This window comes from Bradyrhizobium australafricanum (assembly GCF_020329495.1).
Taxonomy (GTDB): Bacteria; Pseudomonadota; Alphaproteobacteria; order Rhizobiales; family Xanthobacteraceae; genus Bradyrhizobium; species Bradyrhizobium australafricanum.
In genome coordinates this window covers 38,730-62,599 of sequence record NZ_JAGKJL010000052.1, presented here as the reverse complement: position 1 = coordinate 62,599, position 23,870 = coordinate 38,730, and the positions used below count along the sequence as shown (strand labels likewise).

The window sequence follows — 23,870 nt, the reverse complement described above, 5'->3', positions numbered from 1 at the left end:
ACGGCCAGAGCGGCGATGCCGTGCTCGCCGACAAGGCCTATGACAGCAACGCCCTGCGTGCGATCATCGCGGAAATCGGCGCAACGGCGGTGATCCCGTCAAACCGCACCCGCAGGATCATCATTCCGCACGACGCCGACGCATACAAACAGCGCAACCGCATCGAGCGCTGCTTTTGCCAGCTCAAACACTTCCGACGCTTGGCAACCCGTTATGACAGGCGATCTGACAACTTTACCGGCTTCATCCATCTCGCTGCCGCAATGATCTGGATGCAATGAATGTCGATCGGTCCTAGGCCGCGTTTCATGCGCGCGTCGTCACGACAGCGTGCATCCGGGAATGGCAGGGAGGACGCTGCATGCCGCGTCTGCGAGAAATATTCCCGCATGGCCGTCACGACAACATTCGTTCTCAAACGTCGTTCGTCATGCTACATTCATCAATTCAGCATCACGGGCGATCGATTTGGCCAAGGCAAAGCGAATACAGAGATGGCAGCGCGACCCCCAGGGGATGCGGCTGCGGATTCTCGAGGCGGCCAAGCAGGAATTCGCCGCCCATGGCCTCGCCGGCGCGCGGGTCGACCGCATCGCGGCCAACGCCGACGCCAACAAGCGCATGCTGTACTACCACGTCGGCAACAAGGAGGATCTCTATCTCGAGGTGCTGGAAGGCGCCTATGAGAAGATCCGCGCCGAGGAGCGCACCCTCGATCTCGAGCATCTCGATCCGCCCGAGGCGATCGGGCGTCTGATCGACTTCACGTGGAACTATTTTCTGCGCAATCCCGAGTTCCTGGCACTGCTGAACACCGAAAACCTCGCCAAGGCAAAACACCTGAAGCGTTCGACCAAGGTCAAGTCGATGCACTCGCCCTTTGTCGAGATGATCCGCACCGTGGTGACGCGCGGGGTCGAGAGCGGCGATTTCCGCGTCGCGGTCGATCCGGTGCAGCTCTACATCTCGATCGCCGGGCTGGCATTCTTCTATCTCTCCAACAGCGCCACGCTGAGCGTGATCTTCGGCCGCGACCTCTTGAAGAAGGACGCCCGCGACGAGCGCCTCGAGCACATGACCGCGCTGGTGCTGGCGGCGCTGACAGGCAAATCTACGGCGGCGTTCGGTGGCGCGATGCCGGTGCTGCGCGCGGCCGAGCACCGCGTGGTGTGAGGTCTTGCGATCATTGCGGTGATCCGTAGCCCGGATGGAGCCAACGGGTCGCGCGAACGCGCGCCCGATGACAGGCTCCCCGCAATCCGGGGAGTTGCATCCGCGGATAGCGGTCCCGGATTTCGCTGCGCTTCATCCGGGCTACGAAGTCTCATCCGACAAAAATTCTCGCCTGACGAAAGTCGCGTATTTCGGTGCGATTTTGCCGCGCGCTTGGGGCTGGACAGTATTTATCCAACGGGTTAATTTCTAAACGAACAGAGAGACTGCAAAGGGAGCGTGACGTGGCGGAGGCAAAGAGCCCTTCGGGCCTGTCGAAGGTGCTGAATGCGGCGTGGGTACGTCCGTTCCTGTTTTTGGTCGTCATCGTGGCGGCCTGGGACCTCGCGATCCGCCTGTTCCATATTCCGGCCTACCAAATTCCCTCGCCCGGTGACGTCGTGGCGGTGCTCTGGAGCGACTGGCCGGAGCTGTTGCGGCAGTCCTGGCCGACCACCTATGCAACGATTTGCGGCTTCCTGCTCTCGGCGCTGTTCGGCATTCCCGTCGCGATGCTGATCGCGGGTTCGAAGACGGTCGAGAGCTACGTTTATCCGCTGCTGGTGTTCTCCCAATCGGTGCCGAAGATCGCGATCGCGCCGCTGTTCGTGGTGTGGTTCGGCTTCGGCATCATCCCCAAGGTGATCTCCGCGTTCCTGCTCGGCTTCTTCCCCGTGGTGGTCTCGGCGGTGCAGGGCTTCAAGTCGGTCGACCCTGATATGGTCGATCTGGCGCGCGCGATGCAGGGCAGCCGCTTCCAGGTGTTCCGCGCGGTCAACCTGCCGCACGCGATGCCCGCGATCTTTTCCGGCCTGAAAGTCTCGGTGACGCTCGCCGTGGTCGGCGCCGTCGTCGGCGAGTTCGTCGGCTCCAATTCCGGCATCGGCTATGTGATGCAGCGCTCGATCGGCACCTTCGACCTGCCGACGATGTTCGCCGCGCTGGTGATCCTCGCGCTGCTCGGCGTCATCCTGTTCTGGATCGTCGACCGCATCGAGCGGCTGGTGATCCCCTGGCACGTCAGCCAGCGCGACGACTTCATTTTTGCTTCCTAGGGATATCGCAGAGCCACCTAACGAAAAGGGAAGCCGTCATTGCGAACGAAGCGAAGCAATCCATCGCGCCACAAGCTGAGGAATGGATTGCTTCGTCGCTCTCGCTCCTCGCAATGACGAGAAACAGGGAGAGAACGTGATGCGATTGATCACTGCTGTCATTGCCGCGCTGGCTTGGACCGCGCTTGCGGTGGCCCCCGCATCCGCGGCCGACAAGGTCGTGCTGATGCTGAACTGGTACGTCTACGGCGAGCACGCGCCGTTCTATTACGGCAAGGCCAAGGGCATCTATGCCACTGAGGGCATCGACCTCGAGATCCAGGAAGGCCGCGGCTCGGCCGCGACCACGCAGGCGGTGGCCGCCAAGACCGCCGATTTCGGCTATGTCGACGTGCCCACCATGATGCGCGCGGCCGTGAAGGGCGCGCCCGTGATCGCCACCGGCGTGCTGCTGCAGACCAGCCCGATGTCGGCGATGAGCCTTGCCGACAAGAACATCAGGAAGCCGGAGGACATCAAGGGCAAGACGGTCGCGATCACGCCGGCGGATTCGATGACGCAGATCTGGCCGCTGTTCCTGAAGAAGACCGGCCTGAAGGAAAGCGATTTCAACACCGTCGCCGGCGACGGCCAGACCAAGCTCAACGCCGTGATCAACGGCCAGGCCGACCTGCTGCTCGGCTACGTCATGGACCAGTCGATGAAGATCAAGGACGCCACCGGCAAGGACGTCTATCCGATCAAGTTCGCCGACTACGGCATCAACATGGTGTCGTCGGGCATCATCGCGAACTCCGACTATGTGAAGGCCAATGCCGACCTGGTCCGCCGCTTCATGTCGGCGACGACCAAGGCGGTGGAAGCCGCGGAGAAGGACCCCAAGGCGGCTGCGCAGTCGATCCTCGACGCCAACCCGAAGGGCGGCAAGATCGACACGTTGACGCAAGGCTTCGAGCTGACGATCCCGCTCTATCGTACGCCGGAGACCAGGACCAAGCGGCCGTTCCAGGTCACCGACCAGAACATGACCGAGTCGGTCAATTTGATGGTCGAGTATGGCGGCCTCGACGCCAAGGCCAAGGCAAATCCGAAGGCGTTCTACACCAACGACTATCTGCCGAAGGGCGACTCGTGAGCGCAACAAACACCGTCATTCCGGGGCGATGCAAAGCATCGAACCCGGAATCTCGAGATTCCGGGTCTGGTCCTTCGGACCATCCCGGAATGACAGCATTCTACATCCCAGTGGATTCGGCAGAATGAATCCTGCAACCAAACCAGCCGATGTTCAGCCCGCCGCGCATCTGCGCCTGGTGTCGGACCGCGCCGCGGATGCCACGCCGGGTATCAAACTCTCCGGCGTCTCGAAGACTTACCGGTCGCGCGACGGCGATGTGCCGTCGTTGCGGCCGCTCGACTTCACCATCAATGACGGCGAGTTCTTCGTTGTGGTCGGGCCCTCCGGCTGCGGCAAGTCCACGCTGCTCAAGATGATCTCGGGCCTGCTGCCGCCGACGACGGGCGAAGTGCTGGTCGACGGCGAGCCGGTGACCAGGCCGCACGGCAATGTCGGCATCGTGTTCCAGAACGCGCTGCTGCTGCCGTGGCGCAACATCCTCTCCAACGTGATGTTGCCGATCGACATGAAGCAGCTGCCGCGGAACAAATATCTCGCGCGCGCCAAGGATCTGCTGAAGCTGGTCGGCCTCGAAGGTTTCGAGAAGAAGCTGCCCTGGCAGCTTTCCGGCGGCATGCAGCAGCGCGCCTCGATCTGTCGCGCGCTGGTGCACGACCCCAAGATCATGCTGATGGACGAGCCGTTCGGCGCGCTCGACGCCATGACGCGCGAGCGGATGAACGTCGAATTGATGCGGATCCAGCGCGAGACCGGCAAGACGGTCCTGTTGATCACGCACTCGATTCCCGAGGCCGTGTTCCTCGCCGACCGCGTGCTCGTGATGACCGAGCGGCCCGGCGCGATCGCCGCGATCTACGACGTGCCGATGCCGCGGCCGCGCTCGCTCGAGACGATGTCCGATCCCGTCTTCAACGAACTGGTGCAGCGGATCCGGAAGCATTTCTTCACACAGGGGTCGCTGGACTAACACCCGAGCCTTCAATGCCGCTTCGCCTCAAAGTCAACGATATCGCGTTCTTCGAACGGCCGCTGGTGTTCGCCCGGCCGTTCCGCTTCGGCGCGGTGACGATCACCGCATCGACGCAGATGTTCGTGCGGGTCGAGATCGAGGTGGAAGGCAAGGGCCGCGCCACCGGCGCCGGCGCCGAGATGCTGGCGCCGAAATGGTTCGACAAGCGGCCGCATCTGACCGAGGCGCAGTCGCTCGACGGACTTCGCCGCTCGCTTGCGGTTGCGCGCGAGCTCTATCTGACGAACAGGGGCTTTGACACCGCGTTCGGCTTGCACGCCGTGTGTATCGGTCCGCAGGTCGCGGCCTGCACTGCGGAAGACATTCCGCCGCTTGCCGCCGGCTTCGGCCCGGCCGAGATTGACAAGGCGATCCTGGACGCATTGCTGCGCGCCGCCGGCGCGAATTTCTTCGACGGCATGGCCGGCAATATCGCCGGCATCGATGCGCGGCTGACGCCTGATATTGACGATGCCGCGATCGCGCGGTTCCTGTCGACGCGCAAGCGGCTCGAGCGTGTCGCCGTCAGGCACACGGTCGGAATGGACGACAAGGTTGAAGGGGAGGGCGGCGTCGCCGACCGCAACGAGAACGCCGGTGCGCGCTATTTCAAGCTCAAGCTGAACGGTGATCCGGCGCATGACGCGGCGCGGCTGGCACGGATCGGCTGCGAGCTCGCAAAGCTGCCTTACGCCACCAGGATCACGCTCGATGCCAACGAGCAATATGCCGACCTTGCCGCGCTGAACGCGCTGGTCGACCGGCTCGACCATGACGCGGCGCTGCAGCCGATCAGGGCAAACCTGCTCTATATCGAGCAGCCGATGCCGCGCGATATCACAAGAGCCTCGCCGCTCGGGAAGCTGGCGGCGCACGGCTTCATCATCGACGAGGCCGACGATTGCTATGATGCATTCCCGCAGGCGCGCGCGCTCGGCTATCGCGGCATCTCCTCGAAATCGTGCAAGGGCATCTACAAGTCGATCATCAACGCCACTCGCGCGGCGGCGTGGAACGCGGATGGCGGCCAGTATTTCATTAGCGGCGAGGACCTGACGTGCCAGGCCGGGCTCGGCGTGCAGCAGGACCTCGCGCTCGGGGCGCTGATCGGTGTCGCCCATGCCGAGCGCAATGGGCATCATTATGTCGATGGCTTTGCCGACACCCCGGCTGACGAGGCCGACGCCTTCCTCACCGCGCATCCCGATCTCTACACGCGCGAGGGCGGCAAGGTCCGCCTCGCGATGCATGATGGCGATCTGCTGACCGGATCGATCGCCGCCGCGCCGGGCTTTGCCAGTTCGATCCATCCGGACTGGTCCACCATGCAGCCGCTCAAGCGGCCAACACCACGCGTTTCGCAGGAGCAGACAGTATGACGACCAAACGCCTCGGCCTGATCATGAACGGCGTCACCGGCCGGATGGGGCTCAACCAGCATCTGATCCGCTCGATCGTCGCGATCCGCGAGCAGGGCGGCGTGCAGCTCGCGAACGGCGACCGCGTCATGCCCGATCCGATCCTGGTCGGTCGCGACGCCGAGAAGGTCGGCGCGTTGGCAAGACGCTACAATATCGAACGCCACACCACTGATCTCGACCGTGCGCTCGCGGACAAGGGCGACACGGTGTTCTTCGACGCCGCGACCACGCAGGCGCGGCCCTCGCTGCTGACCAAGGCGATCAATGCCGGCAAGCATGTCTATTGCGAGAAGCCGATCGCGACCAATCTCGAGGAGGCCGTTGCGGTCGTGAAGCTCGCCAATGCCAAGGGCCTCAAGCACGGCACGGTGCAGGACAAGCTGTTCCTGCCGGGCCTGAAGAAGCTCGCTTTCCTGCGCGACTCCGGTTTCTTCGGCCGCATGCTCTCGGTGCGCGGCGAGTTCGGCTATTGGGTGTTCGAGGGCGGCTGGCAGGAAGCGCAGCGGCCGTCGTGGAACTACCGCGCCGAGGACGGCGGCGGGATTATTTTGGACATGGTCTGCCACTGGCGCTACGTGCTCGACAATCTGTTCGGCGAAGTCGAGAGCGTGACCTGCCTCGGCACGACTGACATCCCCGAACGCTATGACGAGAAGGGCAAGAAATACCAGGCGACCGCCGATGATTCCGCCTACGCCACCTTCCGCCTGAAGGGCGGCGTCATTGCGCACATCAACATGAGCTGGGTGACGCGTGTCTACCGCGACGACCTCGTCACCTTCCAGGTCGACGGCACCCATGGCTCGGCGGTGGCGGGCCTGACCGACTGCGTGATCCAGGCACGCCAGGCGACGCCGCGGCCGGTGTGGAATCCGGACGAGAAGCGGATGCATGATTTCTATGCCGACTGGCAGAAGCTGCCTGAGAACGTCGTCTACGACAACGGCTTCAAGGAACAGTGGGAGATGTTCATCCGCCATGTCTGCGAGGACGCGCCCTGCAAATACACCCTGCTCGAAGGCGCCAAGGGCGTGCAGCTCGCCGAATGCGCGCTGAAGAGCTGGAAGGAGCGGCGCTGGATCGACGTCGCCCCGATATCAGTCTGAGAAGGGACCTTGCCATGAACAAGCCTGTCCGACCGATGTCATCGTTGTCGCTGAAACTGCCGATCGCTGGCGGCGGCCTCGAGACCTATCGCCTGGCGGCGTCGCGGACCTTTCCGGCGAAGCTCGAGGGTACGCTGAACCGCGTGGCATTCTCGGCCGCGCATGTGGTCGCCGATCCGCGCGCCGACGTCGATCCCTGGCTGGCCGCGGCGATCGACTGGGACAAGACGATCGCGTTCCGTGAGCATGTCTGGGACCTCGGCCTCGGCGTCGCCGAAGCCATGGACACCGCGCAGCGCGGCATGGGGCTGGACTGGGCGACCTCGCTCGAACTGATCCAGCGCTCGGTGAAGGCGGCGAAGGCCAAGGGCAACGCGCTGGTGTTCTCCGGCGCCGGCACCGACCATCTCGCCGTCGAGGACGCCAGGTCGATCGACGATGTGATCCGTGCCTATGAGGAGCAGATCGCGGCAGTGGAGAAGGCCGGCGGCCGCATCATCCTGATGGCCTCGCGCGCATTGGCAAAGCTCGGCAAGAGCGCGGAGGACTACGCCAGGGTCTACGACCGTGTACTGTCGCAGGTGCGTGAGCCCGTGATCATCCATTGGCTCGGCGACATGTTCGATCCGGCGCTATCAGGTTACTGGGGCACCGCCGATCTCGACAAGGCGATGGATACGGCGGTTGCGATCATCAACGCCAATGCGGCCAAGGTCGATGGCGTCAAGGTCTCGCTGCTCGACAAGCGGCGCGAGATCGACATGCGGCGCCGGCTCGATCCGCGGGTCAAAATGTACACCGGCGACGACTTCAACTATGCCGAACTGATTGCCGGCGACGACAAGGGATTTTCCCACGCGCTGCTCGGCATTTTCGATGCGATCGCACCGGCGGCGTCCTACGCGCTGTCGCGGCTCGCGGCCGGCGATGAGGCCAGCTTCCACGATGTGCTTGGACCGACGGTGCCGCTGTCGCGCCACATCTTCAAGGCGCCGACGCGCTTCTACAAGACCGGCATCGTGTTCATGGCCTATCTCAACGGGCACCAGGATCATTTCACGATGGTCGGCGGGCAGGAGAGCGCGCGCTCGACCTTGCATCTTGCAGAGCTGTTCCGGCTCGCCGACAAGGCTGGTCTGCTCGCCAATCCGGAGCTCGCAACGCGCCGGATGGCGACGATCCTGGCCACGCGCGGCATCGACGCCTGATGCGCGACTTTTCCAACGACCACCGCTGGCTGTCGCTGAACACGGCGACCGTCCGCAAGCAGGGCGATCTTCTCGCCATCGTCGAGGCCTGCGCGCGCCATGGCATCCGCGCCATCGATCCCTGGCGCGACCAGGTTGCAGCCGTCGGCCTCGATCGCGCCGTCCGTGCGGTCAGGGATGCCGGGCTCGATCTGTCGGGCTATTGCCGCGGCGGCATGTTCACGGCAGATGGCGCGCATCGCAGCGAGGCGCGCGACGACAATCGCCGTGCGGTCGACGAGGCGGCCGCGCTCGGCGCCTCCTGCATCGTGCTGGTGGTCGGCGGCCTGCCGCAATATTCGCGGCCGGGCAGCGCGGCGTCGAAGGACATCGCGGCCGCGCGCAATCAGGTGCACGACGGCATCGCCGAGATGCTGGATTACGCGAAGCAGGCAAAGCTGCCGCTCGCGATCGAGCCGCTGCATCCGGCCTATGCCGCCGACCGCGCCTGCGTGAACACCACAAGGCAGGCGCTCGATATCTGCGACGCGCTCGATCCCGACAGAACCGGCGCGATCGGCGTCGCGCTCGACGTCTATCACATCTGGTGGGATCCGGAGTTGATGAGCCAGATCGCACGCGCCGGCCAGGATCGCCTGCTCGCGTTCCATGTCTGCGACTGGCTGGTGCCGACCAAGGACATCCTCAACGACCGCGGCATGATGGGCGACGGCGTCATCGACATCAGATCGGTGCGCGCCGCCGTCGAGGCGCAGGGCTTTGACGGCTATTCGGAGATTGAGATCTTCTCGAATGACTGGTGGGGCCGTCCGCTGGACGAGGTGCTGCGAACCTGCATCGAGCGGCACCGGACGGTGGTCTAGAACGCCGGCAGGTGGACACAGCGCTGCTTGCCCGCTTCCCGCCTCATCAGGACTCCTCGTTGCGGTGCTCGATCTCCAGCGTGACGAGCCGCGCCAGCAGCGTTGCCGGATAGAGCTGGCCGAAGATCGCCTCGAGATTGCACAGGCTCCGCGCGATCGGATGCAGCGGAGCGACGTCGCCATAACCTGTCGTCGTGAGCGTGGCGAAGCTGAAATAGAGGACGCGACTCGCCAATGTCGGGCTGTCTTCCACCTTCATGCCGGGAAATGCGTCGGGCCTCAGCGTGCCGACAAAGGTGTAGAGCGCCGCGAAGATCACGGCGACCGTGAGATAGAGCAGGACCGCGCCGATCACACGGTGATAGGTGACGCGGCCTGGCGCGAACGTCGCGCGCGCCACCGTCACGGCCATGGTGAGGCCGACGAGCAGCCAGGATGCGGCGAACAGGTTGAGATCGAAAATTGAAGGTGAGCGTAGTCTCAGGATCCCGCCCGTGACGATCATGACGAGCGCGACCAGCATCGTGACGACCGCCAGCGTGCTGCCTGACATCAGGAAGACGCCGCCGACCAGGACCAGCGCGAGCAGGAGCTCAAAAATCTGGAATTCGAACAGGCCCAACGCCTGCAACGGCGCCACCACGAAAATCATGACCAGGAGCAGGACAGTGAGCACCGTCAACAAGGAATCGCCCCAGCGCTCGCGTAGCTCGCCAGTGCTCATCCAGCCGCGCTTCATTCCCGCCCCGTCATTCGGCATTGCATCAGGACGCCGGTAACAGACATTGCTGCGCGCCGGCCGCAAAGGCAAGATGGGGGGCTGGCATTCTGTGGCGCGCCCGGCGATCCGGATCGCCGGCCGGCCGTCTCAGGGGCTCGCGACCCGCTGCAGCGTGTTGAAGCGGGCTTTCTGCTCGCTGCTCAGCATCGCATAGAACTCGTCCAGTGCGGGCTCGATCAGCTTCGCGGCCTTCTGCATGGCCTCGAGCCGGTGCTGCATCGCCTCCAGCCGGCCGACCGGCGTCAGCGGCACGTCGTTCGGGCAGGCCGCCTGCAGGTCCGCGATGGCTTTTGCGGTCGCATCGCTCAGGCGGTCGAGCGCCTCCTTCTGCTTGCCCGCCGGATGAAGCGAGGCCGCGATCCGGTTGATCGGCAGGTGGGCCAGGTCGGATTTCGAATCGCCGCAATTGCCGGCTTGCGCGGTCGCCTCCTGTTGCGCCGAACGCTCGCCGACGTGCGGACCAAGCGCATTGAAGCGGGCCTGTTGCTCGTCGCTGAGCGAGCTGTAGAAATTCTCCAGCGCAGGCCGCACGATCTTGATCGCCTCGAGCGTCGCGCTGATGCGGTTCTCCATCGACCGCAAGCGGCCGGTGGGCGTCATGGCATAGCTGTCCGTGCAGGAGTCCTTGAAGATATCGGCGGCCTTTGCCGCTGATGTCTTCAACTCGTCGAGCAGGGCGCGCTGCTGCTGGTCCGGCCGTACCGCCCGCGCGATGCCGGCAAGCGGCCAGGCCGTGACGCCCTTGTCCGGTTCGCCGCAGAGCTGCTTGATTGCATGCGGGCTCGTGTCGGTGCGTTGACGGGACCGATCGCGGCCTGCGGTCGCCGGATAGTCGCCAGGATTGATGCTGGCATAGGCGGAGTAGGGACTGTTGGTGTCCCAGAACACGGTGTCGACGAAGTCGTCATAGGCGTAGGCCCAATAGCCGGGCTCGTAGGCGTAGGACCAGAACGTGTAGTCAAAGATGTCCGAATAGGCGTAGGGCCAGAACACCGGCCCAAGCCACGCCACGAAGGCCGCGTGGCTGCCGCGGCGCCAGGCATGCCGGGGCGCCCAGCCGCCTTGGCGCGCCGCAAGCCCTGCCTGGCCTTGCGCACCTGCCTGCTCGCGGAAGCGCGCGGCAAATCGCTCACGCTGAGCCGCCTGTGTCGCGGCCGTGATCGCGACAGCAGCGCCAACCGTCGCTGCCGGCGCCAATCTCTGCTGGCGGGCAACGTCGGCCTGCTGCGCACGCTGCTCGCGCTGCAACAGACGGCTCTGCGCCTGCAGGGCACGGTCATGGACGCGTTGCGCGCGTGCACCTTGGACCTTTTGCGACTGCAGTTGCTGCACGCGTTGCTGCAGGCGATCGATCCGGGTTTGCCGCTCGGTGGTCTGGCGCGAGAGCGCGTCACGCTGCCGCTGCTGCGCCGCCTGCTGGCGTTGCTGGATCATTTGCTGCTGCTGCTGCGCGCGCTGTTGAACGCGCTCCGTCGGCGACGGCCGCTCGCTCAAGCGCGAAGGTGGGCTCGGACGTGATGGCGCCGCGATATGCGGAGCTTGACGCTGCGGTGCTCCGCGACGGAATTCGGGGCGTGGCGTTGCGACACGCGCGGCGATATGGGGGGCCTGGCGCACCGACGGGGCGGCGAAATGCGGGGTCGGGCGCGGCGCCATCGCCGGTCGTTGCGGGGCGTGGAACGCGGGTGCCGCCGGCCGTGCCATCGCGGGTGGCCGAGCCATTGCAGGCGGTCTCGCCATTGCGGGCGGCCTGGCCATCGCGGGAGGGGCGGCGTGTACCATCGGGGCGGGACGCGCCATTGCGGCCGGTGCAGCCGGCCTTGCCGCCGGTGGACCCTTTCCGTGTGGCTGGGCGGACGCGCCGCCGTGCGCCACGAGCATCGAGCTGCCAATCAAAAAGACAACAAACAAAGCGCTGCGGGAAAGCATGAGCTTAGCTCTCCGTTCAACAGTCGCCCGCAGTACTTTAACGCACCGACGTCGGATTCGTTCGTTGTGGCTACGGCCGGCGTTACGGTCTTCCGGCGAGGGGAACCGTCAGGAGACGTCCTGCGTGAGGGTCGCCGCGATCCGCTCCGTCGCCCAGTCGACCTGATCGGCCGTGATCACCAGCGGCGGAGCGATCCGGATGGTGTGCTCGTGGGTGTCCTTGGCGAGGATGCCGCGCGCCTGCAGCTCCAGACAGTAGCGGCGGGCGCCGCCGGCTTCCGGGTGCAGCTCGATCGCCAGCATCAGCCCGCGCCCGCGCACCTCGCGGATCACATTGGCGCGGATGTCCTGCAATCCGGCGAGGAAGCGGTCGCCCTGTTGCGCCGCGTTCTCGATCATTCCCTCGTCGATCAGCACGCGCAGCGCCGCCCGCGCCACCGCGCAGGCCAGCGGATTGCCGCCGAAGGTCGAGCCGTGCTGGCCGGGCCGCAGCGTGCCGAGCACAGCGTTGTTGGAAAGCACCGCCGACACCGGATAGAAGCCGCCCGATAGCGCCTTGCCGAGCAGCGTCACGTCGGCTTCGATCCCTTCGTGCTGCTCGGCGAGCAGCTTGCCGGTGCGGCCGAGCCCGGTCTGAATCTCGTCGAGCACAAGCATCACATTATGCGCGGTGCACAGCTCGCGCACGCGGGCGAAATAGCCTGGCGGAGGAATCACGACGCCGGCTTCGCCCTGGATCGGCTCGACCAGGAAGGCCGCGGTGTTCGGCGTGATCGCCTGCGCGAGCGCGGCGGCATCGCCGAACGGGATGATCTTGAAGCCCGGCGCGAACGGGCCGAAATGGTCGCGCGAGCCGGGGTCGGTCGAGAAGCCGACGATGCCGAGCGTGCGTCCGTGGAAATTATTGGCGCAGACGATGATCTCGGCCTGCCCGTCCGGCACGCCCTTGACCTCATAGGCCCATTTGCGCACCGACTTGATCGCGCTCTCCACCGCTTCAGCGCCGCTGTTCATCGGCAGCACCTTGTGCGAGCCGGTCAGCTCCGCGAGCTCGCGGTAGAAGGGAGCAAGCTGGTCGTTGTGGAAGGCGCGCGAGGTCAGCGTCAGCCGATGCGCCTGCTCGATCATGGCTGCGAGGATCTTCGGATGACAGTGGCCCTGGCTCACCGCCGAATAGGCGGAGAGACAGTCGAGATAGCGGTTGCCATCGGTATCCCAGACCCAGACGCCTTCGCCGCGCGACAGCACGACCCCGATCGGCTCATAGTTGTAGGTGCCGAACTGCGCTTCGGTTGCGAGGAAATCAGTGACCGATGCATTCATCATGCGTCACTCCCGCTGCAGCGCACGAGAGACTACATCAAATCGTGCCTGCAGTTGATTTGGGCATCAGTTCCTCCACAGGGAAGTGTGTCGCCGGCCGAATTCGCAGGGGACAATTTATGCGCTGATGCTGCAGGGCACACTGAGGAAGCCGCGGAAGCGCACTCGCCCGCCGCGCACCGGCTCGCCGTCGAGCGCGTAGTTCGGGAAGCGTTTGAGGAACCGCGAGATCGCGATGGCGCCTTCGAGGCGCGCCAGCGCCATGCCGGCGCATTGATGCGCGCCGGTGCCGAAGGCGAGGTGGCGGTTCGGCGTGCGCGCGACGTCGAAAGCTTCGGGGTTGGGAAATTGCGCGGGGTCGCGGTTGGCCGCGCCGATGCACAGCGTGACCAGCGTGCCCGCCGGCAGCTTGATGCCGCCGAGCTCGGTCTCTTCCACGATCATGCGGTTGCCGAGCTGGTTCGAGCTTTCGTAGCGCAGCATCTCCTCGACCGCGGTCTTGACCAGCTCGGGTTGCGCGATCAGCCGTTGCTTCTGATCCGGATTTTGGCTGAGCGCCACCAGCCCGTTGCCGATCAGATTGGTCGTGGTTTCGTGGCCGGCGTTGAGCAGGAAGATGCAGTTGTGCAGCAATTCCTTCGCGGTCAGCCGCTCGCCATTGTCCTCACCCTGGATCAGCCTTGTCAGCACGTCGCGTTCGGGATTGCCCGGCTTGGCGCGGCGGCGTTCAACCAGCGTTTCGAGGTATGCGAGAAAATCCTTCACCGCATTGTTGCCGCGGTCGAACGCGTCCTTGCCGATCACCGGCTCCAGCGCGCCCAGGATCGCCAGTGACCAGTCGCGCAGCGGCTCGCGTTCGTCGTGCGGCACGTCGAGCAGATTGCCGATCACCTCGACCGGAATTGCCGAGGCGAAGTCGCCGATCAGCTCGAAGCGGTCGCGGGTCTCGATCCGGTCGAGCAGGCTGTCGACCAGCGCGATCAGGTCAGGCTCCATGCCGGCGATCGCCCGTGGCGACAATGCGCCCATGATCAGCCGCCGCACGCGGGTATGCGCCGGCGGATCGTTGAAGACGAGGCTGGTCGTGTGATGCTCGTAGAGCAGCGAGTTGCCGTATTTCGGCAAGAACTCCTTCTTCTTGTCGGAGGAGAACGCCTTGGTGTTCTTGTAGGCGGCGATGAGGTCGTCGTAGCGAGTGAGAAAATAGCAGCCGTTCGGCAGCCGCTTGACCGGCGCGTTCTCGCGCAATGCGCGATAGGTCGGATAGGGGTCGGCGTAGAACTCCGGCGTCAGCTTCTCGAGGTCGAAGCCGTCAGCCAGCTCGCGCGCGTGTCCGTTCATGGCGCACCCAACCCAATTAGTTTCATTTGCAACTATCGTAAGCCGCGGGCGGCGGCCGCGCAACACAATTTGCTAGGTGCCGGGAACAGCGCGCCGGGCGCCGCGTGGTGCGAGCAAATCGCAGAGCCATATGCGGTTTTGCGCTTTGATGAAGCGCGCGCGCCCCTCTACAGTCGCGACCAAACAACAAGACCGGAAACGCCAATGCATGCCCGTGCCGACACTGCGGCCTCCTGGCCCGAGGAGATCTTCTCGATATTGCAGCGCTTCGAGGTGCGTCAGGTGCCCTACGTGCCGGACGCCGGGCATTCAGAGCTGATCGAGCGGGTGCTGGGGTCGTCCTCGATGCGCGGCATCGCGCTGACCACCGAGGAAGAGGGCGTGGCGCTGCTCGCGGGTGCCTGGGCCGGCGGCCAGCGCGGCGTGCTGCTGATGCAGTCGAGCGGGGTCGGCAATTGCATCAACATGCTGTCGCTGGTGCAGATCTTCCGCCTGCCGTTCCTCACGCTGGTGACGATGCGCGGCGAATGGGGCGAGTTCAATCCCTGGCAGGTGCCGATGGGCTCGAACACGCAGGGGATTCTCGAATTGTCCGGGATCAAGGTGCTGCGCGCCTCGCACCCTGAAGAGGTCCGCGAAGTCGTCGAGGCCGGCGCGGCGCAGGCCTATAACGCCTGCACGCCAACCGCCGTCCTGCTGTCGCAGCGCCTGATCGGGGCAAAGGTCTTCACCAAATGAGCAAAGCCAATCTCCTCGACCGCCGTGCCGTCGTTTCCGAGCTGCTGAAAGATCGCAAGGGCGCCTTCGCCGTCGGCGGCCTCGGTGCCTCGACCTATGACATCGCTGCCGCGGGCGACCACGACCGCAACTTCTATCTCTGGGGCGGCATGGGCGGCGCCGTGATGATCGGGCTCGGCCTCGCGCTGGCCCAGCCGACGCTGCCGGTCGTCGTGATCACCGGCGACGGCGAGATGCTGATGGGGATGGGAAGCCTCGCCACCGTCGGCCTGCAGCAGCCGAAAAATCTCTCGATCATCGTGCTGGACAATGAGGCTTACGGCGAGACCGGCGGCCAGGCCAGCCATACCGGCGGAACCGCCGACCTCGTGGGTGTTGCCAAAGCCTGCGGAATCGGGGATAGCCGGGCGATCAGCACGATGGCTGAGGTCGAGGCTTTTGCCTCGTCTTTGCAAGACGTTACGGCGGGGCCGCGGTTCGCCAGCGCGAAGATCGACGGGGCCAATCTGGAGCGCGTGCTGTCCAGCCGCGACGGCACCTACCTCGTGAACCGCATCCGAGGGTCGATCGGCCACACTCCTATTTAAAGTGGCTTTCGCGGTGCAATAGAACCTTGACTTTTGGTAAAGTGAGTGATTACTCACGACCCAAATGTCTACCTTACGCATGACGAGTGACTTGCGGCGTCAGTTGATCCTGAGCGCCGCAAAGCGGTGTTTCGCCCGCAACGGCTTTGCCGGCACCACGACAAAGAGCGTGGCGGCCGCGGCTGCCATTTCGGAAGGGCTGCTGTTCAAGCATTTCCCGTCCAAGGCGGCGCTCTATGCCGAGATCCTTGCCGAGGAGTGCGAGGCGGATCCCGATCTCGCGCATCTGCTCGGCCAGGAGCCCTCCACCGCGACGCTGGTCGAGCTGGTGCAAGGCATGGTCGGGCACTTCATGCAGCTGCGTGATGCGCCGGACCAGGAAGAGGCGCAGCGGATGCGGCTGATGGTGACGAGCCATCTCGACGACGGCGAGTTTGCGCGCCTGCTCTACGACAAGGTCGGCAAGCTGATCGGTCCGACCTTCGCCGCCTCGCTCGAGCGGGCGATCGCCGCCGGCGAGGCCACGAAGATCGGCGACGAGCCGCTCAACCTGTTCTGGTTTGCGCACCATACCGTGCTGATGGGTGCGCTGACACAGCTGCCTGCGACACCATGCCTCCCCTACGGCGATGCCGCCGCGGCCGAGCGGCAGCTTTGCCAATTCATCCTTCGCGGCATCGGACTTACCGAAGCCGCAATTTCAACTCATTTGGGCCGCCAGCCGTCGCCGATCGCAGGACCGTCGGTAACTGCAGAAAGTGCATGACATGAATATTCAGACCGAAAGCCACATCTCGGGGCAACCGATCAAGGAGAAGCAAGCCAAGCGTCCCGTCCGCATGGTGCGCTGGTTCATCATCGTAGGCCTGTTGCTGGCCCTGCTCGTCGGTGCGCTGGTCGGCTTCAATGCCTTCCGCAGCCACATGATCGCGCAGTTCTTTGCCAACAATAAGCCGCCGCCGGCGAACGTGTCGGCCGTCGAGGCGAAGACGGAAGTGATTCCGAACCTGCTGACCGCCGTCGGCGATCTCGTCGCCGTGCACCAGGTCAACGTCACGACCGACGTGCCGGGCCGCATCACCGAGATCCTGTTCACCGCTGGCAGCCACGTAAAGGCCGGCACGCCGCTGGTGCAGTTGTTCGACGCACCGGAGCAGGGCGACCTCGCCAACTACAAGGCGCAGGCGACCGTCGGCGAGTTGCAGCTCGACCGCGCCAAGCAGCTCGCGTCGCGCCAGTTCGGTCCGCAATCGACCGTCGACACCGCGCAGGCGGCTTACGACCAGGCCAAGGCGGGCATTGCCAAGACCGAAGCGCTGATCTCCCAGAAGCTGGTGCGCGCACCGTTCGAAGGCGATCTCGGCGTGCGCCAGGTCGAAGTCGGCCAGTACCTGACGGCCGGCACGCAGATCGTGTCGCTGACCGATCTGTCGGTGCTGTACGCCAACCTGACCGTGACCGAGAAGCAGAGCTCGCAGATCAAGGTCGGCCAGGCCGTACGCGTCTCGGTCGACGCCTATCCGGGCCGCACCTTCGAAGGCAAGATCACGACCATCGAACCGCAGATCGCGACAGACACCCGCAACATCCGGGTTCAGGCCACGATCCAGAATCCGGACAGCATCCTCAAGCCCGGCATGTTCGCGACCACCACGATCGTGCTGCCCGGGAAGCCGCCGGTCGTGACCATTCCGGAAACCGCTGTCGACTACACGCTGTACGGCGACTCGGTGTTCCTGATCACCGAGAAGAAGGGCGACGACGGCAAGACCACCCTGACCGCGGACCGCACCTTCGTGAAGACCGGCAACCGCGTCGAGGGCCGTGTCGAGATCCTCAAGGGTCTGAAGGCGGGGGACAAGGTCGTCGCCGTCGGCCAGATCAAGCTGCAGTCGGGCATGCCGGTTGCGATCTCGACCGATCCGCCGCCGCCGGTTCCGGCCGAACCGCCGCGCTACTGATCTTCATTCATCGAACTCGGAGGGCCATCGGCCCTCCGCCACATCTTGCCGCAAGCCGGCAGAACACGAATCGAGTTGGCGATGGCCTTCACTGATATTTTCATCAAGCGCCCGGTGCTGTCGGTCGTCGTCAGCCTGCTGATCCTGCTGATCGGCCTGCGCGCGGCGATGGTTTTGCCAATCCGGCAATATCCGAATCTTTCGAACACCGTCGTGACGATCACCACGTCATACCCCGGTGCGTCGCCCGAGCTGATCAACGGCTTCATCACCACGCCGATCGAGCAGGCCGTCGCGTCGGCCGAAGGCGTCGACTACATGACGTCGAACTCGGTGCTCGGCACCTCGACGATTCAGGTCTACGTCAAGCTCAATCACGATCCGAACCAGGCGCTCACCGAGGTGCTCGCCAAGGTCAACTCGGTCAAATACCTGATCCCGAAGGAAGCCTTCGATCCCGTTGTGACCAAGGCTACCGGTGACACCATCGCCGTGATGTATCTCGGCTTCTCCAGCGAGGAGCTGACCGGATCGTCGATCTCCGACTACCTGACCCGCGTCGTGCAGCCGGTGCTCTCGACGGTCGATGGCGTCGCGTCGGCCGACATCCTCGGCGGCCAGACCTTCGCGATGCGCGTCTGGCTCGATCCGACTCGCATGGCCGGCCGCGGCGTGTCGCCCAACGACGTCGCCGCCGCGATCGCCGCCAACAACTTCCAGGCCGCCGCCGGCCAGACCAAGGGCTTCTTCATCGTCTCCAACGTCTCGGCCAATACCGACCTTCAGAACATCGATCAGTTCAAGCGGATGATCGTGAAGGCGAAGGACGGCGGCTTCGTGCGCATCGAGGACATCGCGACGGTGGAGCTCGCCGCGCAAAGCACCGACGCCAGCGTCGCGTTCAACGGCGAGCATGCGATCTTCATCGGCATCAAGGCGACGCCGCAGGGCAACCCGCTGACCCTGGTGAAGGGCGTGCGCGCGCTGTTCCCCGACCTCGAGCGCAACCTGCCGCCGTCGATGAAGATGAAGGTGGCCTACGATTCCACCAAGTTCATTCAATCGTCGATCGATGAGGTCGAGAAGACGCTCACAGAAGCGGTCCTGATCGTCGTCGTCGTCATCTTCCTGTTCCTGGCCTCGCTGCGGTCGGTGATCATTCCCGTCGTCACCATCCCGCTGTCGCTGATCGGCGTCTGCATCCTGATGCTGGCCGCCGGCTTCAGCTTCAACCTGCTGACGCTGCTGGCGATGGTGCTGGCGATCGGCCTCGTCGTCGACGACGCGATCGTTGTCGTGGAGAACATCCATCGACATCTCGAGGAGGGCCTGCCACCGGTGCAGGCATCGCTAAAGGGTGCCCGCGAGATCGTCGGTCCCGTCGTCTCCATGACGATCACGCTGGCGGCGGTGTACGCGCCGATCGGCTTCCTCGGCGGCGTGACCGGCACGCTGTTCCGCGAATTCGCCTTCACGTTGGCTGGCTCGGTGATCGTGTCGGGCGTGATCGCGCTGACGCTGTCGCCGATGATGTGCTCGGTGTTCCTCAAGAGCGCGGAGGAGGGGCGTTTCGCCAGGCTGGTCAATCGCGTGTTCGGCGCGTTGACGCGCGCCTATGGCCGTCAGCTCGACCGTTCGCTCGACTACCGCCCGATCACGGCGCTGTTCGCCGTGACCATCCTCGGTCTGGTCGGCTTCCTCTACATGCACATCCAGAAGGAGCTGGCGCCGCAGGAGGACCAGGGCATCGTGTTTGCGGTGACCAAGGCGCCGAAATACGCCAACATCGACTACATCGATTTCTACGGCGACAAGATGGACAAGGAGTTCCAGAAGTTTCCCGAGACCGACCTGCGGTTCATCCTGAACGGCATCACCGGTCCGCAGGGCGGCTTCGCCGGCATGCTGCTCAAGCCGTGGGATGAGCGCAAGCGCAGCGCGCAGGCGCTGCAGCCGCTGGTTCAGGCCGAACTGTCCAAGATCGAGGGCATCAGCGCGTTCGCGTTCAGCCTGCCGCCGCTGCCCGGCGGCCCCGGCGGTCTGCCGGTGCAGATGGTGATCTCTTCGACGGCCGGATTCCAGCAGGTGTTCGACCAGATGAGCAAGCTGAAGGATGCGGCGCGCAAGAGCGGCCTGTTCATCGTCACCGACAGCGATCTCGACTTCAACCAGCCGGTGGTCCGGGTGAAGGTCGACCGCTCCAAGGCGAGCGACCTCGGCATCACCATGCAGTCGATCGGCGGCGCCCTGGCGACGCTGCTCGGCGGCAACTATGTCAACCGCTTCAATCTGGAGGGACGCTCCTACCAGGTGATCCCGCAGGTGCCGCGCGCCAGCCGGCTCGCGCCTGAGGCATTCAACGATTACTACGTCCCGACCGCGACCGGGCAGCTGGTGCGGCTGTCGACCGTGGTTTCGGTCGAGACCGGCGTCGATCCCAACGCGCTGACCCACTACAACCAGCTCAACTCGTCGACCTTCCAGGCCGTGCCGATGCCCGGCGTCTCGATGGGCCAGGCGGTGGAGTTCCTGCAGGGTGAAGCCAAGAAGCTGCCGTCCGGCTTCAGCTACGACTTCTTGGCCGACTCCCGGCAATACGTCCACGAAGGCAACCAGCTGCTGGTCACCTTCGCGTTCGCCATCATCATCATCTTCCTGGTGCTGGCGGCGCAGTTCGAGAGCCTGCGCGATCCGTTCGTGATCATGATCTCGGTGCCGATGGCGATCGTCGGCGCCCTGATCCCGCTGTTCTTCGGCGTCGCCACCATGAACATCTACACCCAGGTGGGCCTGCTGACGTTGGTCGGACTGATCACCAAGCACGGCATCCTGATGGTGGAGTTCGCCAACGAGTTGCAGCTCAACGAGGGACTGGACCGCCGCGCGGCGATCGAGATGGCCGCCCGGATCCGCCTGCGTCCGATCCTGATGACGACGGCGGCCATGGTCACCGGCCTGCTGCCGCTGCTCACGGCCTCGGGCGCCGGTGCCGCCAGCCGCTTCTCGATCGGGCTTGTGGTCGTGGCCGGCATGACGATCGGCACGTTGTTCACGCTGTTCGTGCTGCCGATGGTCTACACGGTGATCGCGACCGACCACCAGGCCGCGGCCCATTCCGATCGCGCCAAGCAGATCGCCGACTACGAGCTCGACCGTCGCGGCGGCGCGCTGAAACCGACCTGAGCCCTCCAAGCTCATGCTCGCAGGGAAGGCGGCACTGGCGAAAGCCACTGCCGCCTTTCCTTTGTCTCGTGATAGCCTTTGCCGACGGCGGGCAGAATGCACTCGCCTTAAGGAAATCCGGAGGAAACAGGCATGGCGAGCGAGTTTGCGGCGGGCAATTACCGGTTCATTCCGGCCGTCTTCCAATATTCAAGCGGCGCGCAGGCGAACGCGGGCTATGAGATCGAGCGGGTGCGCTTCGATCGCCTGCTGCCGCTCGCGGAAGGTTTTGCGCGGATCGCGACCTACATCCGCGACGCCGGCCGGCCGCTGACCGCGTTCTGCGCCTGCGAATTGCGTTCGCCGGCCGCCTTCACCGAGGACGGCTTCCGCGCCTTCAACCAGCACTACGTCAAGACGCTCGCCGAATGGGGCCTGTTCGACGGCACCATCAATCCGGTGGCGCGCAGCAACGTCTGTCCCGAGATCGATCCGCCGGCCGAGCCGTCGTTCCATGCGTTCTCGTTCACCCGGCCGAGCACGACGACGTCGCCCTCCTTCGTGATCGCCGGCGGTGCCGAGGCACGCGGCGGCACCGCCAGCTATCCCGACCGCATCGTCTGCTATCGCGATCTCAGTCCTGGCGCGTGGCGGGAGAAGGTCCGCTTCACCGCGAGTGAGATGGAACGCCGTCTGGCGGAGTTCAGCTTCGGCTGGCAGGAGACGACGGCGGTGCAGGCCTACACCGTGCACGACATCCATCCGGTGCTCGTCGACGAGCTGGTCCGCCGCGGCGCCACCCGCTCCGGCCTGACCTGGCACTTCTGCCGCCCGCCGGTGGTCGATCTCGAATACGAGATGGATTGCCGCAGGGTGCTAAGGGAAGTGGTGATTTAGCTTCCGCCGTCATTGCGAGGAGCGAAGCGACGAAGCAATCCATAGCTCCGCATGCGCGGTGATGGTGGATTGCTTCGCTTCGCTCGCAATGACGAGAACTTGGTGTCCCGTCATCCTGAGGAGCGCGGAGCGAGCCTCGAAGGATGAACGGCCCGGTCGGTGGCCGTCGACCCTTCGAGACGCGCGCAAGATGCGCGCTCCTCCAGCGACAACGGCGAAGCCGTTGCGCGGGGGTGACGGAAAGAGCATAGGCGCTCGCTGTGGCACGAATCCACTACCGCGCCTTCGGATCGAGCGCGTCGCGCAGGCCGTCGCCGACCAGATTGAACGACAACACGACCAGGAAGATCGCAAGCCCAGGCCAGACTGCCATCCATGGCGCGCTGGTCAGGAAGCGCTGCGCGGCGTTGAGCATGCTGCCCCAGGACGGCGCCGGCGGCTGCTGGCCGAGGCCGAGGAACGACAGCGCGGCCTCGGCGATGATCGCGGCCGCGATCGACAGCGTCGCCTGCACCAGCAGCGCCGGCAGGATGTTGGGCAGGATGTGGACCAGCGCGATGCGCCAGCGCGGATTGCCCATCGCGCGCGCCGCCTCGACATAATCCTCGACCTTGACGCTCATCACCTGGCCGCGGGTCAGGCGGATGAAGATCGGGGTCGCCGAGACGCCGATCGCGATCATGGCATTGCTAAGACTCGGGCCGAGGAACGCTGCGAGCGCGATCGCCAGGATCAGGAACGGGCAGGCCAGCATGGCATCGGTGATGCGGCTGATCAGCGCGTCGATGAAGCCGCCGCGATAGCCGGCGACGAGGCCGAGCGGCACGCCGACCGCAAGCGCGATGCCGACCGAGATGACGCCGGCAAGCAGCGAGGCGCGGGCGCCGAACACGACGCGGGCGAACACGTCGCGGCCGAGTTCATCAGTGCCGAACCAGTGCTGCGCCGACGGCGCCTTGCGTACCAGCGACCAGCTCGCCGCGACCGGATCATAGGGCACGATCAGCGGCGCGAACACGGCGAGCAGGATGAAGAGCGCGATCACGGTGAGCCCGAGCACGGCACCCTTGCGCCGGATCAGCCGCCGCCAGGCGCGCCGCGCCGGGCTCTCGAGCGTTTCGGCGGCGGCAAGCGGAGCGAGGGGGCTGAGTGCAGCGTCGGTCATCCGATCAGCCCCTCAGCCGCGGGTTGACGAGGATGTAGGCGATGTCGGCGATCAGATTGAGCGTGATGTAGATCGTCGCCGTGGTCAGCACCACGCCCTGCACGACCGCATAGTCGCGGTTGAACACGGCATCGACGATCAGCTTGCCGAAGCCCGGGATCGAGAAGATCTGCTCAGTGAGCACCGCGCCCGACAGCAGCGTGCCGAGCTCGAGCGCGCCGAGCGTGATGATCGGCGTCAGCGCGTTGCGCATCGCATGCTTGAGGATCACGGTGCGCTCAGACAGGCCCTTGGCGCGCGCGGTGCGGACATAGTCGCTCTCCAGCACCTGCAGCATCGCGCTTCGGGTATGCCGCATCAGGATCGCCGCGATCGCATTGCCGAGCACGAAGGCCGGCATGACCGATGCGGCGAGGCTCGCGCGCCAGTTTTCGCTGAGCGGCACGTAGCCGGAGGCCGGCAGCCAGCCAAGTTCGACGGAGAACAGGAAGATCAGCATGATGCCGAGCCAGAAATTCGGCGTCGAGATACCCCACAGCGCGAACAAATTGGCGCCATAGTCCCACGCCGTGCCGATTTTCACCGCCGAGATGATGCCGGCGGGAATGCCGATCAGGAAGGCGACCACGATCGCCATGCCGGCGATTTGCATCGTAACCGGCAGCTTCTGCGCGATCAGGCTCGACACCGGCATCTTGTTGCGCAGGGACTCGCCGAGGTCGCCCGTGAGCACGCCCTTGACCCAATAGGTATATTGCACCGGGATCGGTTGATCCAGGTGATATTGCTGGCGTATCTGTTCGATGACGGCCGGATCGCGCTCCTCGCCGGCCATGACGAGTGCCGGATCGCCGGGCAGCAAATGTTGCAGCGAGAAGATCAGGAGCGAGACGAAGAACAGCGTCGGGACCAGCTGAACCAGCCGCTTGGCGAGGAAGTTCAGCATTGTCGGCCCCGCGTGTCCTGCGCTGTGG

At 65.0% G+C, this 23,870-nt stretch carries 22 protein-coding genes; 16 read left to right on the top strand and 6 right to left on the bottom strand.

Annotated elements, in window-relative coordinates:
* The 9 genes from J6525_RS34385 to J6525_RS34345 form a co-directional block, all read left to right on the top strand.
* On the top strand, positions 1-281 hold a 281-nt coding region (locus tag J6525_RS34385), incomplete at its 5' end, for a transposase (protein WP_225646797.1).
* 235 nt (positions 282-516) lie between these two features.
* The gene (locus J6525_RS34380; protein WP_057017592.1) at positions 517-1,173 is read left to right on the top strand and encodes a TetR/AcrR family transcriptional regulator; all 657 of its coding nucleotides are present in this window, start codon (positions 517-519) and stop codon (positions 1,171-1,173) included.
* 284 nt (positions 1,174-1,457) lie between these two features.
* The gene (locus tag J6525_RS34375) at positions 1,458-2,267 is read left to right on the top strand and encodes an ABC transporter permease (protein WP_225647990.1); all 810 of its coding nucleotides are present in this window, start codon (positions 1,458-1,460) and stop codon (positions 2,265-2,267) included.
* Between the two features lie 136 nt (positions 2,268-2,403).
* A complete protein-coding gene (locus J6525_RS34370) occupies positions 2,404-3,402 on the top strand; it encodes an ABC transporter substrate-binding protein (protein ID WP_057017654.1) in 999 nt (332 codons plus the stop codon).
* Between the two features lie 124 nt (positions 3,403-3,526).
* Positions 3,527-4,372, top strand: coding sequence for an ABC transporter ATP-binding protein (locus J6525_RS34365; protein ID WP_092083235.1), 846 nt, complete (start codon positions 3,527-3,529; stop codon positions 4,370-4,372).
* 14 nt (positions 4,373-4,386) lie between these two features.
* Entirely contained in the window at positions 4,387-5,793 is a 1,407-nt protein-coding gene (locus J6525_RS34360; RefSeq protein ID WP_225647989.1) for a hypothetical protein, read from the top strand.
* The gene (locus tag J6525_RS34355; protein WP_225647988.1) at positions 5,790-6,941 is read left to right on the top strand and encodes a Gfo/Idh/MocA family protein; all 1,152 of its coding nucleotides are present in this window, start codon (positions 5,790-5,792) and stop codon (positions 6,939-6,941) included. Before J6525_RS34360 ends, J6525_RS34355 begins: the two co-directional genes overlap by 4 nt.
* Before the next feature lie 14 nt (positions 6,942-6,955).
* Positions 6,956-8,149, top strand: coding sequence for a dihydrodipicolinate synthase family protein (locus J6525_RS34350; RefSeq protein ID WP_225647987.1), 1,194 nt, complete (start codon positions 6,956-6,958; stop codon positions 8,147-8,149).
* Positions 8,149-9,012 carry a sugar phosphate isomerase/epimerase family protein gene (locus J6525_RS34345; RefSeq protein ID WP_225647986.1) on the top strand — a complete coding sequence of 288 codons (864 nt, stop codon included), beginning with the start codon at positions 8,149-8,151 and terminating at the stop codon, positions 9,010-9,012. The genes J6525_RS34350 and J6525_RS34345 overlap by 1 nt, the downstream gene beginning before the upstream one ends.
* Before the next feature lie 46 nt (positions 9,013-9,058).
* Here J6525_RS34345 and J6525_RS34340 read toward each other — a convergent pair whose 3' ends face one another.
* Both J6525_RS34340 and J6525_RS47315 read right to left on the bottom strand, forming a co-directional pair.
* The gene (locus tag J6525_RS34340; RefSeq protein WP_028331847.1) at positions 9,059-9,751 is read right to left on the bottom strand and encodes a potassium channel family protein; all 693 of its coding nucleotides are present in this window, start codon (positions 9,749-9,751) and stop codon (positions 9,059-9,061) included.
* A 129-nt stretch (positions 9,752-9,880) separates the two neighbouring features.
* Positions 9,881-10,804, bottom strand: a complete 924-nt coding sequence (locus J6525_RS47315; RefSeq protein WP_225647985.1) for a Spy/CpxP family protein refolding chaperone — start codon at positions 10,802-10,804, stop codon at positions 9,881-9,883.
* Positions 10,805-10,855: 51 nt separating this feature from the next.
* On the opposite strand from J6525_RS47315, the gene J6525_RS34330 reads away from it, so the two are divergent.
* Entirely contained in the window at positions 10,856-11,311 is a 456-nt protein-coding gene (locus J6525_RS34330) for a hypothetical protein (protein WP_225647984.1), read from the top strand.
* A gap of 519 nt (positions 11,312-11,830) precedes the next feature.
* On the opposite strand, the gene rocD is transcribed toward J6525_RS34330, so the two are convergent.
* A complete protein-coding gene (rocD, locus tag J6525_RS34325) occupies positions 11,831-13,045 on the bottom strand; it encodes an ornithine--oxo-acid transaminase (RefSeq protein ID WP_225647992.1) in 1,215 nt (404 codons plus the stop codon).
* Positions 13,046-13,162: 117 nt separating this feature from the next.
* The gene (locus J6525_RS34320) at positions 13,163-14,386 is read right to left on the bottom strand and encodes a cytochrome P450 (protein WP_225647983.1); all 1,224 of its coding nucleotides are present in this window, start codon (positions 14,384-14,386) and stop codon (positions 13,163-13,165) included.
* A gap of 204 nt (positions 14,387-14,590) precedes the next feature.
* On the opposite strand from J6525_RS34320, the gene J6525_RS34315 reads away from it, so the two are divergent.
* From J6525_RS34315 to cnbZ, 6 genes are all read left to right on the top strand, one after another.
* Positions 14,591-15,124 (top strand): thiamine pyrophosphate-binding protein, encoded by a 534-nt coding sequence (locus J6525_RS34315; RefSeq protein ID WP_018270486.1) that lies wholly within the window; start codon positions 14,591-14,593, stop codon positions 15,122-15,124.
* On the top strand, positions 15,121-15,711 hold the full coding sequence (locus J6525_RS34310) for a thiamine pyrophosphate-dependent enzyme (RefSeq protein WP_028338816.1): 591 nt from the start codon (positions 15,121-15,123) through the stop codon (positions 15,709-15,711). Before J6525_RS34315 ends, J6525_RS34310 begins: the two co-directional genes overlap by 4 nt.
* A gap of 64 nt (positions 15,712-15,775) precedes the next feature.
* Positions 15,776-16,477, top strand: coding sequence for a TetR/AcrR family transcriptional regulator (locus tag J6525_RS34305; protein ID WP_026192475.1), 702 nt, complete (start codon positions 15,776-15,778; stop codon positions 16,475-16,477).
* A 1-nt stretch (position 16,478) separates the two neighbouring features.
* Positions 16,479-17,672 (top strand): efflux RND transporter periplasmic adaptor subunit, encoded by a 1,194-nt coding sequence (locus J6525_RS34300; RefSeq protein WP_038383848.1) that lies wholly within the window; start codon positions 16,479-16,481, stop codon positions 17,670-17,672.
* Between the two features lie 81 nt (positions 17,673-17,753).
* Positions 17,754-20,855, top strand: coding sequence for a multidrug efflux RND transporter permease subunit (locus J6525_RS34295; protein ID WP_092083242.1), 3,102 nt, complete (start codon positions 17,754-17,756; stop codon positions 20,853-20,855).
* Positions 20,856-20,987: 132 nt separating this feature from the next.
* Positions 20,988-21,731: a 2-amino-5-chloromuconate deaminase CnbZ gene (gene cnbZ, locus J6525_RS34290; protein ID WP_225647982.1), complete on the top strand. Its 744-nt coding sequence runs from the start codon at positions 20,988-20,990 to the stop codon at positions 21,729-21,731.
* Positions 21,732-22,005: 274 nt separating this feature from the next.
* Here the strand turns inward: cnbZ and J6525_RS34285 are convergent, their stop codons facing one another.
* Entirely contained in the window at positions 22,006-22,896 is an 891-nt protein-coding gene (locus J6525_RS34285; protein ID WP_225647981.1) for an ABC transporter permease, read from the bottom strand.
* 4 nt (positions 22,897-22,900) lie between these two features.
* A complete protein-coding gene (locus J6525_RS34280) occupies positions 22,901-23,842 on the bottom strand; it encodes an ABC transporter permease (protein ID WP_225647980.1) in 942 nt (313 codons plus the stop codon).
* Positions 23,843-23,870: the final 28 nt, after the last annotated feature.

Coding starts and splice junctions, on each gene's coding strand:
- J6525_RS34355 (WP_225647988.1), top strand. CDS start 5,790: ATGACGACCAAACGCCTCGGCCTGATCATGAACGGCGTCACCGGCCGG.
- J6525_RS34315 (WP_018270486.1), top strand. CDS start 14,591: ATGCATGCCCGTGCCGACACTGCGGCCTCCTGGCCCGAGGAGATCTTC.
- J6525_RS34345 (WP_225647986.1), top strand. CDS start 8,149: ATGCGCGACTTTTCCAACGACCACCGCTGGCTGTCGCTGAACACGGCG.
- J6525_RS34360 (WP_225647989.1), top strand. CDS start 4,387: ATGCCGCTTCGCCTCAAAGTCAACGATATCGCGTTCTTCGAACGGCCG.
- J6525_RS34340 (WP_028331847.1), bottom strand. CDS start 9,751: ATGAAGCGCGGCTGGATGAGCACTGGCGAGCTACGCGAGCGCTGGGGC.
- J6525_RS34285 (WP_225647981.1), bottom strand. CDS start 22,896: ATGACCGACGCTGCACTCAGCCCCCTCGCTCCGCTTGCCGCCGCCGAA.
- J6525_RS34365 (WP_092083235.1), top strand. CDS start 3,527: ATGAATCCTGCAACCAAACCAGCCGATGTTCAGCCCGCCGCGCATCTG.
- J6525_RS34320 (WP_225647983.1), bottom strand. CDS start 14,386: ATGAACGGACACGCGCGCGAGCTGGCTGACGGCTTCGACCTCGAGAAG.
- J6525_RS34295 (WP_092083242.1), top strand. CDS start 17,754: ATGGCCTTCACTGATATTTTCATCAAGCGCCCGGTGCTGTCGGTCGTC.
- J6525_RS34380 (WP_057017592.1), top strand. CDS start 517: ATGCGGCTGCGGATTCTCGAGGCGGCCAAGCAGGAATTCGCCGCCCAT.
- J6525_RS34280 (WP_225647980.1), bottom strand. CDS start 23,842: ATGCTGAACTTCCTCGCCAAGCGGCTGGTTCAGCTGGTCCCGACGCTG.
- J6525_RS34310 (WP_028338816.1), top strand. CDS start 15,121: ATGAGCAAAGCCAATCTCCTCGACCGCCGTGCCGTCGTTTCCGAGCTG.
- rocD (WP_225647992.1), bottom strand. CDS start 13,045: ATGAATGCATCGGTCACTGATTTCCTCGCAACCGAAGCGCAGTTCGGC.
- J6525_RS34350 (WP_225647987.1), top strand. CDS start 6,956: ATGAACAAGCCTGTCCGACCGATGTCATCGTTGTCGCTGAAACTGCCG.
- J6525_RS34305 (WP_026192475.1), top strand. CDS start 15,776: ATGTCTACCTTACGCATGACGAGTGACTTGCGGCGTCAGTTGATCCTG.
- cnbZ (WP_225647982.1), top strand. CDS start 20,988: ATGGCGAGCGAGTTTGCGGCGGGCAATTACCGGTTCATTCCGGCCGTC.
- J6525_RS34300 (WP_038383848.1), top strand. CDS start 16,479: ATGAATATTCAGACCGAAAGCCACATCTCGGGGCAACCGATCAAGGAG.